A 17256-nucleotide genomic window follows, 5' to 3' on the forward strand; every position below is an offset into this window, starting at 1 on the left:
GGCGCCGCCGCTCGACCGATGTGATCACCTCCGCCCTCGAAATCGTCATAGCGCTTCTCCTAGGATTACCCCTAGGACCTGCAGCCATCGCGCCCGTCAAACAAGGCGGCCCTCAATGGAGGGATACACGGCGCTGGTCCGAGGATGAGAAGCTCAAGATCGTCCTGGAGAGCTTACAGGCGCCGCGCCAGGGCGGCGATATAGCGTTTCGCGCTCGTCTGTGGCGATAGCCGATTGCGTAAGATTGGCGAGGACGTGACTGAGACGCTGGAGCTTGTTCCGCTCCAGTGGAGGGTTGTCCACTATGTGCGCGAGAAGCTCGTCTGATGGGCCCGCGAAGCAATCGGCTCCAGCAGAGGTCTCGTAAGCATTGCTTCTTGCAAAGCGTGGATGCCTCTTTTGCGGACTACTATTGCGCCGAACACCTTCACCGAGGTCTGCCGTTTGCGAACGTCGGAGGTTATTGATCTCTTTCAGTAGCATCAGACGTCGAAGCTGTGCTCCGTTCAGGAGTGATTCAAACAGCGCCAGGATCTCGCGCGCCTGAACATAGACCTCCATGCTGATAGAGTGTTGATCGAAGCCGCACGATGCGAGGCGGGTTTCGATTTCGAGTGCGGCAGAAGCATCCAATTGCCAGTCCAGCGCATTACCGATGGTGTAGATCTCCGCTACATCCTGGAAGTCTGGGGCGATGCCTACGAAATCGAACCCGTCGAAGTGTCATCTCAATGGCCTTTTGGCGATAGGTGCTTAGAAGCCTATGCCGCAGAACTCGGTAGCGCTGCATCTCCCAAGAGAGTTCTGCGATATCGATAGCGATCGGCCACTCGATGGCGGATTGGGGATCGAGGTCGCGGAAGATGACAGCCTGGAGAGCTTGATAGTGGTCGATGCTCTCGCCAGGAAGAAGTTGGGGCGGGGGAGATAACGCCTCGAACTGAGGCGGCAAGACGCTCGCCGATAGCTGTTGACCGAGGTTGACAGGGCCATTCATAGACCTCGGGCCTCCGACCGCGGACGCGATGGCGGTACTGCAACTGTTGCTCCGTCTGCCAAGTGGACGGGACTCCCATCCCGATCGGCAGCGGCGAAATTTGCAGATTGGTCCCCCACGCCTGCTCGTTTCGGTGCCGATGCAGGGATTGGTGATGAGATCGGCAAAGCGGGACGGTAAACTCGTCGCTGACTTTTCGGCCCAAGGTGCGCGGTTGAGCAAACTTCAGGTGATGCGCATCAGCGGGAGTCTTCTGACAGACAAGACAACCTTGGCTGCGAATAAAGGCGAGGTGATCCTTGCTTCGTCTCCGAGGCGGTTCTTTCGGAAAGGCGAGTCCAGTCTGCTCCCCGGAAGAGGCGTTGGCAGGCGCGTGAACGTCGCTGGCCGTCTGCGGAGAATGATCCTCGGGTACGAGCTGTCCGACCGCCAGCACGGCCTGCTGATCCGTTACATCGAGATTGGGAAGGACGGCTTCCTCGAACCTCTTCTGGTAGGCGGCCTCGAGAATGCGGGCGTCCGCCTCCAGAAGGGTGTTCTTGAGCGGGAGGCTGATCTTGGCCCAGGTGAGGAGGTCCTCGCCGCCTTCCCGCCGAGCAAGTTCGCCCAGAAGCCGATCCAAGACTTCAGCGGAGCGATCAGGCGGCAGAACGGGAGAGCGGTTCAGGACGCCTTTGAGCGGTTTGCCCTTTGGTCCTCGCGCGCTCAGTGGCTCGGCGGCGGCAGGCCCTGTTATAAAGTCCGGGGCGTCCAGATCGTCTTCTCCGGCGATCCCGACCGAGGCAGACAGGGCATACCGGCGGGCATAGGTCAGCGCAGAGCCCATCCGGTTCGGTGCCTCGACCTCCTTGGAGGCGCAAATCGGAAGGTCCGAGGAGATCCATTCCCCGGAGGCGTGGGCAAGCAGGGTGGTGAGATGGATCTGGCCGGTGACCTGCTCGATCCGGGTGTCTGGATGGTGGCGATCTCCTGCTGGCTTAACGTCTTGCGGAGGATGGCGAGGCCGGAGGCCAGGGACGCGTAGCGGAAGGTGCGATCATCCTCCCGGGGGAAGGGCGACCGGATCACGGCGGTCAGGGTCTTTTCGGGGTTCGTCAGTTCGGCCTGGGCCCAGGCGAGGGCCGCAGCAAGGGTGCCGATGCGCTCACTGGACCGGTGCATGGGAGCTCTCCAGCAGCTGAGCCTCGAAGCTGATCGCCCCCGCCTTGGAGCGCTTGGCTTTGATGCCGTGGCCGGCAGCCTCCTTGGCGTCCTCCGGCATCAGCTTTTTCAGATCCGCTTTGGCCGTCTCATGTTTGCGTGGGCCTCTGGCGTCCGTAGATGGGTCGCCGCCAATTCAGCCCATTGATTGGATGTCGACATATCGACGATCTTCACGGCTTCCAGGCGCGGACGGGGCGTCTCGATATTGAAGAGGATAGGCGGCTCGCCGCTCTGGACGCAGCGCCAAAACTTCTTCTCGGCCGTGAGCAGGAGGTGTTGATACAACGGGTCGGCATGAAGCTTGATCTCGACCGATTTGCAGCCGCCGGTGATGATCGAGAGAACGGCCGTGCGGGATGCGGTGACCCCATGTTGTGCTGCAGCTGTGCCATATGCTTCTCGGCGGCGGCTTCCTCGGTGAAGGCCCAAGGCAACATGAATTTGGCTTCGAAGACGGCGCCGGTCTGCTCGACGGTCCCGTCCAGCGTCGCCGCCATCCATTTGTGGACCGGATGGCGAACACGCTTCTGGATGTCTTTGACGGTGTGACCATTCGCTCGTTGGTACCAGGCGCGGTTCAGGACCTCGGTCACGGTGCCGAGCTGGACGATCGGATTGTCCGATAGGTCCTGCGGTTCGGTATCGCCGCGCTTCTCCCTCCAAAGGCGGATAAGGTTCTCCTGGTCATCTCCATGATGATGCGGGCGTCCGAGCCGCCGATGAAATGGCGCCGGTCGTTCGGGTTGAACCTGATGATATGATTTGGCGCGTCGGCGCCATTCGCTTGAACGGTTGTCACCGGTATCTCCTACGCAAGAACAAGCGGCCTCAGGTGCCGCACTGCCTGAAGCCCCGCGACAACAAGGTGAGATACCGGCGTCGTCATCGCGCTCGGTCGAATCAGTAACGCTCCAATCGGCGATAAAGGCCAGTCCTTTCTGCAGCAATCTTGTTGCTCGTTTTAGCGGAAGGAATGGCTCTTGTTCTCACGCGCTTGAAGCAAGGAAGAGAGAGGAGCTTTTCGAGCATTAAAGCTACAAAGCGTGAACAGCCAGGAGCTGCCTGCATAAAAGGCGCGGCGCAGAGATTGACCTGTCGAACCGCCCGACATGTTGAAATGGAGCGGCGATTGTCGGAAGATCGGCGGGCATCTCCTCCAACTTAGGTCAGTGAGCTTTGGAGCGTCCGGCAGTGTTTTTTGATCGTGATGGCGTCCTCAATGAGGACGACGGCTACGCTTTTGATCCAAACAAGATCCGGTGGGTGGCGGGAGCCCAGCAAGCCGTCAAAGCCGTCAATGACGCCGGGTATTTTGCGTTTGTCGTAACGAACCAATCAGGAATTGCGAGGGGATTTTACGAGGAAAGCCATGTTCGCAACTTGCACGACTGGATGTCGCATGAGCTTGCTATCGTTGGTGCGCATATCGATGCGTTTGAGTTCTGCCCCCACCATCCCGACGGCTTGATTGAGCGCTACCGTATCCTCTGCAACTGTCGCAAGCCGCAGCCTGGGATGATTAGAGCCCTGCTTGAGCGGTACCCGGTGGACATCGATGCTAGCTTCATGATTGGGGACAAGCAGAGCGACCTTGCTGCAGCGCAGGCGGCCGGCATCGCGGCCCATCTGTTTGATGGATCCAACCTCCAGACCTTCATCGCCCCGCTGTTAACGGCTTTGTCCCACGATCCTCCTCATCAATCACTGCTGCATCGCGGAGACGCGAGAGCCGAAGATTAATGCGGCCAATCGATAGCTCGTAAAATCAAGGAGGGAAGTTGGCGTCAAAGCGACAAGTCGAAGCCAATCGTGCAAACGCGGCGAAGTACCGGCCCGCGAACAAGCACTGGGAAAGTCGTCTCGAGCCGCAATGCTTATCGGCATGGCTTGTCTCGCTGGGACGATTCCGATGGCTCCGGTTTCGCCGGGTTCGATGCAGTTTTTGCGGAAGAGTTCAAAGCCGCGGGTAGGGAGATCGCGCTTCAAGATCTGGCTCAAGCAGGAACCGGCAGGATCGGTTGCGAGCTATCAGGTTAAGTCTGATAGCGCCTGTGATGGAGAGCGCTGAACCAAAGCAAGTGAGACTTCTGTCGAGCCTAGAACGTTACGAGAAGGCTGCCCTGTCTGGGCAGCGGCGAGGTCTGAAACGTGTGAAGCGAGACAACGGATCAGGACCTTAAGCAGGGTAGGAGCATCGACGCGGGAGCAGAATGGGGCAGGGTAGTAGCCGAGGGACTAGTATCTATTCGAAGTCCTCGAGGTTGCATGAACTACATTTTCCCACTGCTCGCGTTAGCCATCACGTGGGCTTCTCTACGCGATGCTGCGGCCGTATCTGCATCGATCTCGGCCGGCCGATGAGGTCCCCCACTGGCCCGATTCAAGTCTGAGGTTGGCAACTAAGCTCTTTGCGTCTGCCATCGGCAGTAGGCGAGCATAGTAACAAAGGCGTTGCCGGCTACGCGTATCGAAAAACCGAAATGGAACTTGCATCGTCGGGCAAAACACTGGTTATAGGGTGCTGGTCCAGTCGCAAATGGAGCCCAGCCAATGGCCGACGAATGCAAGGCGTTATCTGATCTGCCGGAAGTAGCTAAGCTCAACGGAGAATTTCGAAAGAACTATGGAAAGCTTCTTGGTGCTTTCCTGTATCTGCGTTCGATCAGCGCCGCTCGTGGACGGTCTTGGTTTTGGACCGCTTTGCTTTCAGCCATTTGTTCCGCGGCGCTGGCGTGGCTGGGGAGGCGGGGCGTCACGCTGTGAGCTTCAGATGACAGTTCGGAAGGCAATGGTCTTGCGACCCGCACAGGTTCCGCCGCTGCGGCAATCGCAGGGGACTGCAACTCACCAGGTTTGAACGATTTCTCAGAACGCTGCACGGAGTTCTGGGCCGCAAAGCGCGAAACGTAAGCTCTTGAGGGCGAGCGCTGGCTAGACCATCCCGCCGAAGTCGATGCCTTGCTTGGCGAGCTCTTCGGCTTCCTCGGCGGACGCGGCCGGCTTCGTATCAAGATAGGCATGCTCCGAAGCTGGCAGGATGGTGCGGATGTTCTGGCCATCCGCGCGCGTGATGCGGGCAGTCCAACGCTTATGGCCGTGCTCAACTCGCTGGATGTGATACTGCTTGTACGTAATCATGACTCTATAAACGCAACTGCCTTGAGACTGGCCATCCTTTTAGTCACAGGGGTGCCGTCGCGCAACAGATCTTAAAAGTTTCGTTAAGACCGCACCGAACCGGCACCACCCGTGGGACCAATGGTTCGAAGAAAACCCGCCGGCCTGGAAAGCCGGCGGGAAGTCAACTGAGATTGCGACCCGTTTGTGATCGCCCGGGGAGCTTAACACCGCGAATGGTCAACGTGAACGGCGGGAACTTGCCCACTTTTTCAGCTGGCCTCTGAAATCTGTCCCCCGAGGGGCGTCGCCGTGGACGTAAGCGGCCTTGTCCATCGGCTTGAGGTTGTCGCAGCTGGACCGGAGGCGTCCACTGCTAGACGGCCATCTGACAAGGGGTCATCGATCAATCAAAAGGCCTCAGCTGACGCCCAAGTGGCTCGCGGCGCCGATCGATTAGAGCTCGACCACCAATCCACGCAGTGCCGAGGATGGGCCGATGGGATCCATCATCTTTCGGGCCCGCTGGATCGAAGCGGCGCCGGGAGGAACGCGGGAACGCTAGTGGCGGTTTCTGCCTGCAGCGCCGAAGTCAGGCGCGGCAAGTTCTAATTCGAGATTAGTGATCCGCTCGAAAATGTGGTCCGCAATCTTCTCCAACTCGGGGACGGTCAATGATCGGGTGCCGATCGTCACCACTCATCTCTGACGACGTTCGCGACAATTGCCTTGACGCTCATCCTACCGTCCTGAAGTGGGCATCAAAGCAACAACGAAGGCCAGCACGAGCTATCGCCGGAGTCAGCGGCGGCGCCCGTGGGAGAGTCTGGTTTTAGACCGCGTTGCCCTCGGCGACTTGCCCTGCGGATCCGGCGTGGCTCGGGAGGTGGAGAGCGCTCCAATAAGCCGGCGGGCGACCGCCCGAACGCGCTGCTTCGGAAAAGCGGATCGAGCGCTTCACTTTGCCATCGCTCGGCAACAGCACGTAGTCGAGTATGGTCTTGTTGTGCTCGGACAGGCGGATGGCCGCAATCCAGCCATCGGGAAGACACGCCTCGCGCTCGATGCTCCAGTGCGGTGCATGGCTTGGCTTTTGGCGAGGTGTCCAACGGGCGGCCCTAACGGATAGACAGACTGTCCGGTTTATACGTAGGCAATCGCTCCAGCCGCCCGAACTGACGTGTCCGCCCGCCGCCTGAATCGCGGCGGCCGCTTGTTCGACAAGCTTTGCCCTCAGCCCGGACCAAACAGGACGGGCGTCCAGGAATTCGTAATTCCGCTTCGGGGTGTAGCCGAGCAACCGATAGAGATTTCGAAAACTGCCGAAGTGCGTTTGACATGTTGCAGAGGAGGGGAGTCCCACAGTTCGATCGATAATGGCCGGCGTCAAACGGCCTTCCTTGAAAAGAGTTTTCCGTAACCGGACAAGCATTTCCTCCTCCGAAAGATCGACACGCCGTTCCTCGATAATCTTCCTGACGTTGAAAAAGATTTCGCGATCGACGATGGGTTCGATGCAGCCCTCGCTTCTGATCCATTGTTCAGGAGGATTTCTCACGGCGGCCTGCCGCAGCTTCTGGGACTTTCGATTGAAGATGAGGTTCCCGATTTAGCTCTCGTTTCTGAGAACAATGCCAACCGCAGCGCGGGTCCACGGCGCGCCTGTGCTCGAGACCAGCCTTTCTGGTTCAGCTCCCAAGCAATCACGGTTTCAGACTCAACCTCCACGAATCTTTGGAATATCCATTTCACAACCGCGATTTCCTTCGGGTCACCTTATCCGAATATGGTCCGTAAGGATGTACTTCCGGTCACCTTTGTTCATCACCCCTCTTGTTTGAATCTTTTCATCGACGAGCTCTCGCACCAGCGCGTAGCCGGCACGACCGCATGGTTTGCAGCCGAGCTCGGCTCCGCAAATTCCCTGTTCTCGGAGCGGAAATTCCCTGATCGCGGTTTGGAATTCCCTATTATTTTCTGCCTGCGGGTGACTGAAATTCGTGCAAGCTCCGGGAATTTCGGAGGTTTTCCGCGCACAGGCGCTTCAACGCGGCCGTTGTTTCCGAAATATTCGCTGTACGAGACAGGAGCAGCGTTAGCGTTCGTCCGCGATCACCTTGCCGTCATTCGGCAGTGCGCCGGGGCCGACCAGTTCGACGGCGCCACCGAGCTTGGTCACGGCGCGCAGAGTTCCGGCGATCTCTTCGCGTAGCGCCTCGCTCGCGGTCGCCGTTTCCGCTCTCAATGTCATCGCGTCGGCCTCGCCCTGCCGTGTGACCACGAGGCGTAGTCTTCCGAGCGAGGAATGACGCTTGCCGATCTCGGCGATCTGCTCGGGACGCACGAACATGCCCTTGACCTTCGTGGTCTGGTCGGCGCGGCCCATCCAGCCTTTGATGCGCATATTGGTGCGCCCGCATTTGCTTGGACCCGGTAGAGCGGCGGTGAGGTCTCCGAGCGCAAGGCGGATCCAGGGATGATGCGGGTCGAGCGACGTCACCACGATCTCGCCGACGTCGCCGGGCGCCACGGGATCGCCGGTGCCGGGCTTGACGATCTCCAGGATCAGATCCTCGTTCACGACCATGCCCTCGCGTGCCCCGGTCTCGAACGCGATGAGGCCGAGATCGGCGGTGCCAAAGGCCTGGTAGGCGTCGATGCCGCGCGCCTTGATCTCGGCCTGGAGCGACGGCGGGAACGCGGCCCCCGAAACCAGTGCCCGCTTGATCGAGGAGACGTCGCGGCCCGAGCTCGCCGCCGCATCGAGCAATATCTTGAGGAAGTCAGGCGTGCCGCTGTAGCCAACCGGGCGGTAAGCCTCGATCAGCTCGAATTGCTGCTCGGTATTGCCGGGCCCCGCCGGAATCACGGCGCAGCCGAGCGCACGCGCCGACGCGTCGAAGATGAAGCCGCCGGGGGTGAGATGGTAGCTGAAGGTGTTGAGGACGATGTCATCGGGCCGGAACCCGGCCGCGAACAGGGCCCTTGCGCCGCGCCAGGGATCGGCCTGCCGTCCCTCCGGCTCGAAGATCGGGCCGGGGGAGGTGAAGAGGCGGGCGAATGAGCCGGGGGCCGCCGCCACGAAGCCTCCGAAGGGCGCAGAAGCCTTGTGCAAAGCGGGCAGTTCCGACTTGCGCAGCACCGGCAGGCCAGCCAGCGCGGTCCTAGAGGCCACGGCGGCGGGATCAAGGCCCCTCAGCCGCTCGGCGTAGGCCGGGGCGGCCATCGCGGCTCGCAGGACCTCTGGCAGGCGGGAGAACAGATCGGCCTCGCGGGCTGCCGGCTCGCGCGTCTCGCGGGCGTCGTAATGGGCGGTCATGGCTGTTCTTTCCGTGTTGGCATCCGTTGCGCGCCGCCACCGGCATGGGTATCAGACCGCCATTGGTGAGGCTTGGAGAGGACCCGATGGCGGACATGGGAAGCATTGCGGCGGCGAATGAGGCTGCGGATGTCGTCGCGCGCCTGAAGCGCCGCATGGTCGACGAGGCGCTGCCGCTGTGGTCGACGGTCGGCTGGGATCAGGCCACCGGCGGCTTCATCGACCGGCTGCACCGCGACGGTTCTGCGGATGCGGCTGCGCCGCGGCGCGTGTTCGTTCAGGCCCGCCAGATCTATTGCTACGCCAAGGCGGCGCAGATGGGCTGGTATCCTGAGGGGCGCGCAGTCGCGCTGAAGGGACTGGAACATCTGCTGGCCAAAGCCAAGGCGCCCGACGGCCGGCCCGGCTTTGTGCATCGGCTGACGCCGGAGGGGACGGTGCTGGACGGCCGGCGCGATGCCTATGACCACGCCTTCATCCTGTTTGCTCTCGCGACCGTCTACGCGCTCGACCAGGACGCGCAGGTTCGCGCCGAGATCGATGCGCTGCTCGCTTTCCTCGACGGCCATCTCCGTTCGCCGCACGGGGGCGTGCACGAAGGCCTTCCGGTGTCGTTGCCGCGCCGGCAGAACCCGCACATGCATCTGTTCGAGGCGATGATCGCCTGTTTCGACGCGACCCACGATCTGTCGTTCCAGAACCGCGCCGGCGAATTCTTCGCGCTGTTCCTGGCCAATCTCTACGACAAGCAAAAGCGCATCCTGACGGAGTATTTCGAGGAGGATTGGTCGAAGATCGAGCCGGTCAGCGTCGAGCCGGGCCATCAGGCGGAATGGGTCTGGCTCCTGAAGGGGTTCGAGCGCATCACGGGCTGCCCCACCGGGCAGCGCCGCGCTGAGCTCCTGGCGACCGCGATGCGCTATCGCGACGAGGCCACGGGCTGCCTGATCGACGAGGGGGACGACATCGGCAACATTCGACGCAGCACCCGCCGACTTTGGCCGCAGACCGAGATCGCGAAGGCGTGGATCGCGCAGGCGGAATCCGGCGAGGCAGGCGCGGCCGAGGAGGCCCGCGCGGCGCTGGTGCGGCTCGAACGGCATTATCTCAGCCATCCCGTGAAGGGCGGCTGGTACGACCAGTTCGATCGCGACGGCAAATCGCTGATCGACATCATTCCTGCGTCGTCGTTCTATCATGTTCTCTGCGCGGTCACGGAAGCGGAGCAGGTGTTGGGTTAGAGCCATCTAGTTTTGACGCGTTTTCTTCACGCGAACCGGTTCCCGCTTCGCTTGAAAACGCTATAGCCAGCGCTTGCGCCGCTTGAAGCTCTTGAGGTTCTTGAAGCTCTTGCGCTGGTCGCCGGCGCCGCCGAGATAGAATTCCTTGACGTCCTCGTTGTCGCGCAATTGGTCGGCGCTGCCGTCAAGCACGACCTTGCCCTGCTCCATGATATAGCCGTGGCTCGCCACCGAGAGCGCGGCGCGTGCGTTCTGCTCCACCAGGAGGATGGTGACGCCGAGGTCGCGGTTGATCTTCTGGATGATCGAGAACACCTCTTTCACCAGCAGCGGCGACAGGCCCATCGAGGGCTCGTCCATCAGGATCATCTTCGGGCGCGCCATCAGTGCGCGGCCGATCGCGAGCATCTGCTGCTCGCCGCCTGAGAGATAGCCGGCGAGGCCGGTGCGCTCCTTCAGGCGCGGGAAATAGTTGAAGACCATGTCGAGGTCGGTATCGACCTCGCGGTCCCTGCGGGTAAAGGCGCCAAGCTTGAGGTTCTCCAGCGACGTCATGTCGGCGACGATGCGCCGGCCCTCCATCACCTGGAAGATGCCGCGGCGGACGATCTTGTCGGGATCGATGCCGTTGATGCGCTCGCCCTCGAACAGGATCTCGCCGCGGGTGACTTCGCCGTCCTCGGTCTTGAGCAGCCCCGAGATCGCCTTCAGCGTCGTCGACTTGCCGGCGCCGTTGGCGCCCAGCAGCGCCACGATCGCGCCCTTGGGCACGTCGAGACTGAGGCCGCGCAGCACCAGAATGACGTCGTCATAGACGACCTCGATGTTGCGCACGGCGAGCAGGGGAGGCGCGGATACGATGCTGGGTCGCTCGATCTGGGCCGTTTCACTCATGATCAGCTACTTTCTCGGTGTCGTCACCCGCGAAGGCGGGTGACCCAGTATTCCAGAGGCGCCTGATGTTCCCCGAAAGGCCGCGGCGTACTGGATCCCCCGCCTTCGCGGGGGATGACAGTTCCGGGCTCGGCAAATGCTCGGCTCACCACCCCAGCAATTCCGGCTTGCGCGGCAGCTCGACGGTCTTGACCTTCTCGAGCTTGATCGTGCCCTTGGCCATGAGGTCGTTGAGGTCGCCGTCGGTCGCGCCCGAGACCTTGGTACGGTAGAGGTCGACCTTGAGCGTGCCGCGATGGTCCTTCTCGGTCCAGGTCGAGGCATTGCAGACGCCTTCCATCCCGGCCGGCACCCAGTCTTTCTTCTGGTGGAAGCCCTTGGCGACGTTCTCGCCGGTGGCGCCGCCGTTCTTGGCGGCCCACTCGATCGCCTCCTTCATGTAGAGCGACGAGCAGACGGCCGCGATGTAGTGCACCGGGCGATAGACCTTGCCGGTCGGGTCGGACATCTTCGAGATTTCCATCACCGTCTTCATGCCGGGCGCATCGCCGCCCCAGCTCACCGCGGTGCGCAGCGGGAAGATCACGCCATTGGCCGCATCGCCCGCGGTCTTCGCGGCGTTCTCGTCCATGCCCCAGACGTTGCCGAGGAACTGGATCTCGACGCCGGCGGTCTTGCAGGCCTTCATCACCGAGATGTTGGAGGCGGCGGTGTTGCCGAGATAGGCGTAGTTGGCGCCCGAGGATTTCAGGCTCAGGCACTGTGCGCTGTAGTCACCCGGCGTGAGGGCGAACACCAGCGGCGGAAGCACCTCGAAGCCGAGCTCCTGCGCCATGGCTTCACCGGCGGCCTTCGGCGCGTTCGGATAGGGATGGTTGGCGCCCATATGCACGAATTTCGGCTTGCCGGGCTTGCCCTTGGCCTTCCAGTCCTCGGCCGCCCAGATCAGCATCGCGCGCAGCGCGTCCGAATAGCTCGGGCCATAGAAGAAATTGTAGGGCGCGGGCTTGGCCTTGCCGCTGACGCCCTCGGGATCGGTGAGTGCGGCAGCATAGGAGGCGGACATGTCGGGGATCTTGTCCTGAGCGAGGAAGCCGGTCAGCGCCTCGGTGTCGGCGGTGCCCCAACCCATGATCGCGGCGACCTTGTTGTCGGGCGCCGACCACTTCTTGTAGAGCGCAATCGCGCGCGGCACCTGGTAGCCATAGTCGTTGGTGTCGAGATTGAGCTGCTTGCCGCCGACGCCGCCGTTCTTGTTGACCCAGGCGAAGGTGTCGGCGACGGCCTGGCCAAAGGGCGTGCCGACGTCGGAGGTGCCGCCGGAATAGTCGGCGAGATGCCCGATCGCGATCTGCGCCTGAGCGCTCGCCGAGAATGCGGCGATCGCAAGCACGAGCGATGCGGTGCTCAAAAGGGACTTCGTCGTCATGGGTCGGCTCCTCCTGTTTATTGTTTAAGTGAAGTTGCCCGCGCTCAATGCGAGAACGGGTAGAGTTTCCAATACGCCTTGATCTGCCGCCAGCGATGCGCGAGCCCGTCAGGCTCGAACATCAGAAATGCGATGATGATCACCCCGATCGCGATCTCGCGCAGAAAGGTGATGTTGTTGTTGAGCGAGAGCGCCTGGTCGATCGCGCCGCCCTTCAGATGATGGCTCAGCCACTCCATCGATTCCGGCAGCAGCACCACGAAGGCGGTACCCATCAGCGTACCCATGATCGAGCCGGTGCCGCCGATGATGATCATGGCCAGGAACAGGATCGAACGCTCGATGCCGAATCCCTCCTGCGACACCACGAGCTGGTAGTGCGCATAGAGCGCGCCGGCGGTGCCGGCGAAGAAGGCGGCAAGCCCGAATGACAGCGTCCGGTATTTGGTGAGGTTGATGCCCATGATCTCGGCGGAGAGATAATGGTCGCGGATTGCCACCAGCGCGCGGCCGTCACGGGTGCGCATCAGGTTGGTGACGAGGACGTAGCTCACGAGCACATAGGCCAGCACGACGTAAAAGTACTGCCTGTCGCCACGCAGCGTATAGCCGAAGATCGAGAAAGGCGCGGCGCTCGCCGGCACCGAGCCGCCGGAGAACCATTCGGCGCGCGAGAAGAAGTCGAGCAGGATGTACTGCGCAGCCAGCGTCGCAATGACGAGGTAAAGACCTTTCAGCCGCGCCGCCGGAATGCCGAAGATCAGCCCGACCAGCGCGGTGACGACGCCGGCGAGCGGGATTGCGAAGAACACCGGGATCGGCGCGTTGTTGGAAATGTAGGCGGAGGTAAATGCGCCGAGCAGGAAGAAGGCGGCATGGCCGATCGAGATCTGTCCGGTGAAGCCGACCAGGATGTTCAGCCCGAGCGCCGCGATCGAGAAGATGCCGATCTGGATCAGGATGCTCAGCCAATAACCGCTGAAGAATTGCGGTGCCAGACACAGCAGCAGCACGCCTGCGATGGCGAAGTTGCGGCTCGTCGCGGTCGGGAAGATCGTGGTGTCGGCCGCGTAAGAGGTGCGGAAATCACCAGCAGGAATGAGGGCAGGGCCGGCCATGGGTCAGATCCGTTCGATGTCGTGGGTGCCGAACAACCCGTAGGGCTTGATCATCAGCACGATGATGAGGACGTAGAACGGCGCGATCTCGTAGAGATTGCCCCAGTGCAGATACTCGCTGTCGACATATTGGGCGACGTTCTCGAGCAGTCCGATGATGATGCCGCCAAGCACGGCGCCGCCAACTGAATCCAGCCCGCCAAGGATCGCCGCCGGGAACACCTTGATGCCGTAGCCGGCAAGGCCCGAGGACACGCCGTTCACGACGGCGACGACGACGCCGGCGACCGCCGAGACCGTTGCCGAGATCGCCCAGGCCATCGCGAACACGCTCTTGACGGAGATGCCGAGAGACTGCGCGACCTGCTGGTTGAACGCGGTGGCGCGCATCGCCAGGCCGTATTTGGAGGCGCGGAAGAACCAGGCCATTCCAATCATCATGGCGACCGAGACGACGAGGCTCATGACATAGACGGTCTGGATCTGCAGTCCTAACAGGCTGACCGACTGGCTCTCGAACACGCGCGGGAACGGCTGCGGATTGACGCCGAAGATCCATTTCAGCGTCGCCTGCAGCACGGTGGAGAGGCCGATCGTCACCATGATCACCGAGATGATGGGCTCGCCGATCATCGGACGCAGGATCAGCACCTGGATCGCGATGCCGAACACGAACATGAACACCAGCGTGATCGGCATGCCGATCCAGAACGGCACCTGGTATTTCGCCAGCAGCGCCCAGCACACCCAGGCGCCGACCAGCAGCAGCTCGCCTTGCGCGAAGTTGACGACCTGCGTCGCCTTGTAGATCAGAACGAACGACATCGCGACCACGCCGTAGAGCGTGCCAACCACGAGGCCGTTGACCAGGAGCTGGATGAGGAAGGCGGTGTTCATGCAATGATGCTCGTTGACAAATTCGGCGCGCGCTTTCCCTCTCCCCTTGTGGGAGAGGGTGGCTTCGCGCAGCGAAGACGGGTGAGGGGTTCTCTCGGCAGCGAAGGCAGGGAGAGAGAACCCCTCACCCGAGCGAGCGTGTGGTTGACTGCGGAGATGCCCTCTCCCACAAGGGGAGAGGGCGCATCGGCTGGCATCGCGCGCTCGGCCGGAAGGCTCATTCGGCCGCCTCCGCCATGTGCCCGTGGCCGCCGAGGTCCACCACAGGCAATGTCGTCCGCACGCGCTGCGTGGTGCCGTCCTGGAAGCGGATCACGGTGTCGACGGGGATGTCGGAATCGCCGCGGTAGATCGCGTCGATGATGCCGGCGTATTTCTCGTTGATGACGCTGCGGCGCACCTTTCTCGTGCGGGTGAGCTCGCCGTCGTCGGCATCCAGCTCCTTGTAGAGCAGCAGGAAGCGCGAGATGCGCTGGGCCGGCGGCAGCGTGGCGTTGACGGTCTCGACCTCCTTGCGCAGCAGCGCATAGACCTCGGGCCGCGAGGCGAGGTCGGTGTAGGTGGTGAAGGAGAGGCGGTTCTTCTCCGCCCATTTCGAGATGATGGAGTAGCGGATGCAGATCATCGCCGCGAGGGCGTCGCGGCCGGCGCCCAGCACCACGGCTTCGGCGATATAGGGCGAGAATTTCAGCTTGTTCTCGATGAATTGCGGCGAGAAGCGCTCGCCGCGCGAGGTCTCGGCGAGATCCTTGATGCGGTCGATGACGACGAGCTGGTTGTTGGCGTTGAAATAGCCGGCATCGCCGGAGCACATCCAGCCATCCTTGATGTCGGCGGCGCTCGCTTCCGGGTTCTTGTAGTAGCCTAGGAACATGTTGGGATGCCGCACCACGATCTCGCCGACGCCGTGGACGTCGGGATTGTCGATGCGGATCTCGACATTGTCGGCCATCGGCACGCCGGTCGTGTCAGGATCGACCTTGCCCTCGGGGTGCAGCGTGTAGGCCCCGAGCAGCTCGGTCTGGCCGTAGAGCGTGCGCAGCGGCACGCCCATCGCCTGGAAGAACTTGAAGGTCTCGGGGCCGAGCGCCGCGCCGCCGGTCGCGGCCGAGCGCAGGCGGGTGAAGCCGAGGCGGTCGCGCAGCGCGCGGAACAGGATGGCGTCGGCAAGGCCGGAGCGCTTGCCCTGTTCGAGCGCGGCGAGGCCGCTCTTCATACCGACGTCGAACAGGCGCTGCTTGAGAGGCGTTGCGTCCATCACCTTGGCGCGGACGTCGGCGGCGATGGATTCCCAGACCCTTGGGGCAAAGAGCACGAACGTCGGCGCGATCTCGCGCAGATCGTTCATCATCGTCTCGGGCTCTTCGACGAAGTTGATCTTCATCCGGCACAGGAGGCCTTTGCCGAGCACGTAAACCTGCTCCATGATCCACGGCAGCGGCAGCACCGAGACGTATTCGTCGTCCGGTCCCTTCGGATCGAAGGCAAGATAGGTCGCGCAGTGACCGAGCACCCGGCCGGCGGCGAGCATCGCGAGCTTGGGATGGGACGTGGTGCCCGACGTCGTGCAGAGGATGGCGACGTCCTCGCCCTTGGTGGCATCCACGAGGCGGTCGTAGAGCTCCGGTTCGCGAGCGGCCCGCGCGCGGCCGAGCTCGGCGAATTTCTCCGCCGACATCAGGCGCGGGTCGTCGTATTTCCGCATCCCGCGCGGATCGGAATAGATGATGTGCTTCAGCTTCGGCGCACGCTCGGCGAGGGTAAGCAGCTTGTCGACCTGCTCCTCGTCCTCCGCGAAGACGAGCCGCGCCTCGCCATAGTTGAGCAGATAGGAAGCCTCCTCGTCGAGCACGTCGCGATAAAGTCCGAGGCTGAGGCCGCCGATCGCGTGGGTTGCCACTTCCGCCGCGACCCAGTCCGGCCGGTTGTCGCCGATGATGCCGATGACATCGCCGCGGCCAAGGCCCATTTCGACGAGACCGAGCGCGAAGTCGCGCACGCGGGCCTGATAGTCGTTCCAGGTGAAGAGCCGCCAGAGCCCGAGATCCTTCTCGCGCAATGCGATTTCGTTGCCGTGCTCCTTCGCGTTGAGCCGGAGCATCTTGGGATAGGTGTCGGCCTGCGCGACGCGACCTGCGTAATCCATCATGCCGCGCTCTCCTGCGCCGGCGGTGCGTCGTCGGGATCGACCAGCACCTCGTCTTCCTCGCCAAGATAGGCACGCCTGACGTGGGGGTCGGCGAGCACCGTCGCAGGGTCCCCTTCGGCGATCTTCTTGCCGAAATCCAGCACCATGATGCGATGGGAGATGTCCATCACCACGCCCATGTCGTGCTCGATCATCACCACCGTCATCCCGAACTCCTCGTTGAGGTCGACGATGTAGCGGGCCATGTCCTCCTTCTCCTCGAAGTTCATGCCGGCCATCGGCTCGTCGAGGAGGATGAGGCGTGGCTCCAGCGCCATGGCGCGGGCGAGTTCCACGCGCTTGCGAAGGCCATAGGAGAGGGTGCCGGCGGTGGCTTTCCGCACCGACTGCAGATCGAGGAAATCGATGATCTCCTCCACCTTTCGGCGGTGCTCGAGCTCTTCCTTGCGCGCGCCGGTGAGCCAGTACAGCGAGCCTGTCAGGAAATTGTTCTTCAGGAGGTGATGGCGGCCGACCATGATGTTGTCGAGCACGCTCATGTGGTGGAACAGGGCCAGGTTCTGGAAGGTGCGGCCGATGCCGAGCGAGGCTCGGGCATTCGGCGTCAAGCCGGTGATGTCGCGATCCCCGTAGAAGAGCTGGCCTTCAGTCGGCTTGTAGCGACCGGAAATACAGTTCACGATCGAAGTCTTGCCGGCGCCGTTGGGACCGATGATCGAGAACAGCTCGCCGTCCTTGATGGCGAAACTGACATCGGTCAACGCACGGACGCCGCCAAATCGCAAGGACACGCCGCGCACTTCAAGACTGTTAGCCACCAAACGAAACCCTCCCGGTGATGGCGCCTTTTCGCGGCGCTCTTCGTCCGTTCTGCCCGGCGATCCTAGTACGG

The 17256-nt window shown here is 62.2% G+C and carries 12 protein-coding genes and 4 pseudogenes; 5 read left to right on the top strand and 11 right to left on the bottom strand.

What is annotated here, in order from left to right; all coding sequences use genetic code 11:
• Nucleotides 1-230: pseudogene (locus AC066S_RS33120) on the top strand (hypothetical protein); the annotation flags it as partial.
• Nucleotides 220-318: pseudogene (locus AC066S_RS33125) on the top strand (IS66 family transposase zinc-finger binding domain-containing protein); the annotation flags it as partial. The pseudogenes AC066S_RS33120 and AC066S_RS33125, both read left to right, overlap by 11 nt.
• 443 nt (nt 319-761) lie before the next feature.
• On the opposite strand, the gene AC066S_RS33130 reads toward AC066S_RS33125, so the two are convergent.
• The gene (locus AC066S_RS33130) at nt 762-1940 is read right to left on the bottom strand and encodes a DUF968 domain-containing protein (RefSeq protein ID WP_478271649.1); all 1179 of its coding nucleotides are present in this window, start codon (nt 1938-1940) and stop codon (nt 762-764) included.
• A 201-nt stretch (nt 1941-2141) separates the two neighbouring features.
• Nucleotides 2142-2957, bottom strand: a pseudogene (locus AC066S_RS33135) (YqaJ viral recombinase family protein).
• A 419-nt stretch (nt 2958-3376) separates the two neighbouring features.
• Between AC066S_RS33135 and AC066S_RS33140 the strand changes: the two are divergent.
• Both AC066S_RS33140 and AC066S_RS33145 read left to right on the top strand, forming a co-directional pair.
• On the top strand, nt 3377-3940 hold the full coding sequence (locus tag AC066S_RS33140) for a D-glycero-alpha-D-manno-heptose-1,7-bisphosphate 7-phosphatase (protein ID WP_478271609.1): 564 nt from the start codon (nt 3377-3379) through the stop codon (nt 3938-3940).
• Nucleotides 3941-4750: 810 nt separating this feature from the next.
• Nucleotides 4751-4963, top strand: a complete 213-nt coding sequence (locus tag AC066S_RS33145; RefSeq protein WP_135171110.1) for a hypothetical protein — start codon at nt 4751-4753, stop codon at nt 4961-4963.
• A gap of 168 nt (nt 4964-5131) precedes the next feature.
• On the opposite strand, the gene AC066S_RS33150 is transcribed toward AC066S_RS33145, so the two are convergent.
• From AC066S_RS33150 to AC066S_RS33160, 3 genes and pseudogenes are all read right to left on the bottom strand, one after another.
• Entirely contained in the window at nt 5132-5338 is a 207-nt protein-coding gene (locus AC066S_RS33150; protein ID WP_478271610.1) for a hypothetical protein, read from the bottom strand.
• An 811-nt stretch (nt 5339-6149) separates the two neighbouring features.
• Nucleotides 6150-7069 (bottom strand): annotated as a pseudogene (locus AC066S_RS33155) (recombinase family protein).
• Nucleotides 7070-7412: 343 nt separating this feature from the next.
• Nucleotides 7413-8636 carry a phenylacetate--CoA ligase family protein gene (locus tag AC066S_RS33160; RefSeq protein WP_478271611.1) on the bottom strand — a complete coding sequence of 408 codons (1224 nt, stop codon included), beginning with the start codon at nt 8634-8636 and terminating at the stop codon, nt 7413-7415.
• A gap of 86 nt (nt 8637-8722) precedes the next feature.
• Between AC066S_RS33160 and AC066S_RS33165 the strand changes: the two genes are divergently transcribed.
• Entirely contained in the window at nt 8723-9877 is a 1155-nt protein-coding gene (locus tag AC066S_RS33165; protein WP_478271612.1) for an AGE family epimerase/isomerase, read from the top strand.
• Between the two features lie 60 nt (nt 9878-9937).
• On the opposite strand, the gene AC066S_RS33170 is transcribed toward AC066S_RS33165, so the two are convergent.
• From AC066S_RS33170 to AC066S_RS33195, 6 genes are all read right to left on the bottom strand, one after another.
• Nucleotides 9938-10771 (bottom strand): ABC transporter ATP-binding protein, encoded by an 834-nt coding sequence (locus AC066S_RS33170; RefSeq protein ID WP_478271613.1) that lies wholly within the window; start codon nt 10769-10771, stop codon nt 9938-9940.
• 145 nt (nt 10772-10916) lie between these two features.
• Nucleotides 10917-12200, bottom strand: a complete 1284-nt coding sequence (locus AC066S_RS33175; protein WP_478271614.1) for an ABC transporter substrate-binding protein — start codon at nt 12198-12200, stop codon at nt 10917-10919.
• 44 nt (nt 12201-12244) lie between these two features.
• Nucleotides 12245-13318, bottom strand: a complete 1074-nt coding sequence (locus AC066S_RS33180; RefSeq protein ID WP_478271615.1) for a branched-chain amino acid ABC transporter permease — start codon at nt 13316-13318, stop codon at nt 12245-12247.
• Nucleotides 13319-13321: 3 nt separating this feature from the next.
• Complete coding sequence (locus AC066S_RS33185) at nt 13322-14215, bottom strand: branched-chain amino acid ABC transporter permease (RefSeq protein ID WP_135171100.1); 894 nt, start codon at nt 14213-14215, stop codon at nt 13322-13324.
• Between the two features lie 217 nt (nt 14216-14432).
• The gene (locus AC066S_RS33190) at nt 14433-16364 is read right to left on the bottom strand and encodes a long-chain fatty acid--CoA ligase (protein WP_135171099.1); all 1932 of its coding nucleotides are present in this window, start codon (nt 16362-16364) and stop codon (nt 14433-14435) included.
• The gene (locus AC066S_RS33195) at nt 16361-17182 is read right to left on the bottom strand and encodes an ABC transporter ATP-binding protein (protein WP_126255747.1); all 822 of its coding nucleotides are present in this window, start codon (nt 17180-17182) and stop codon (nt 16361-16363) included. Before AC066S_RS33195 ends, AC066S_RS33190 begins: the two co-directional genes overlap by 4 nt.
• Nucleotides 17183-17256 lie beyond the last annotated feature (74 nt).

The organism is Bradyrhizobium sp. CFUWI, assembly GCF_056429085.1.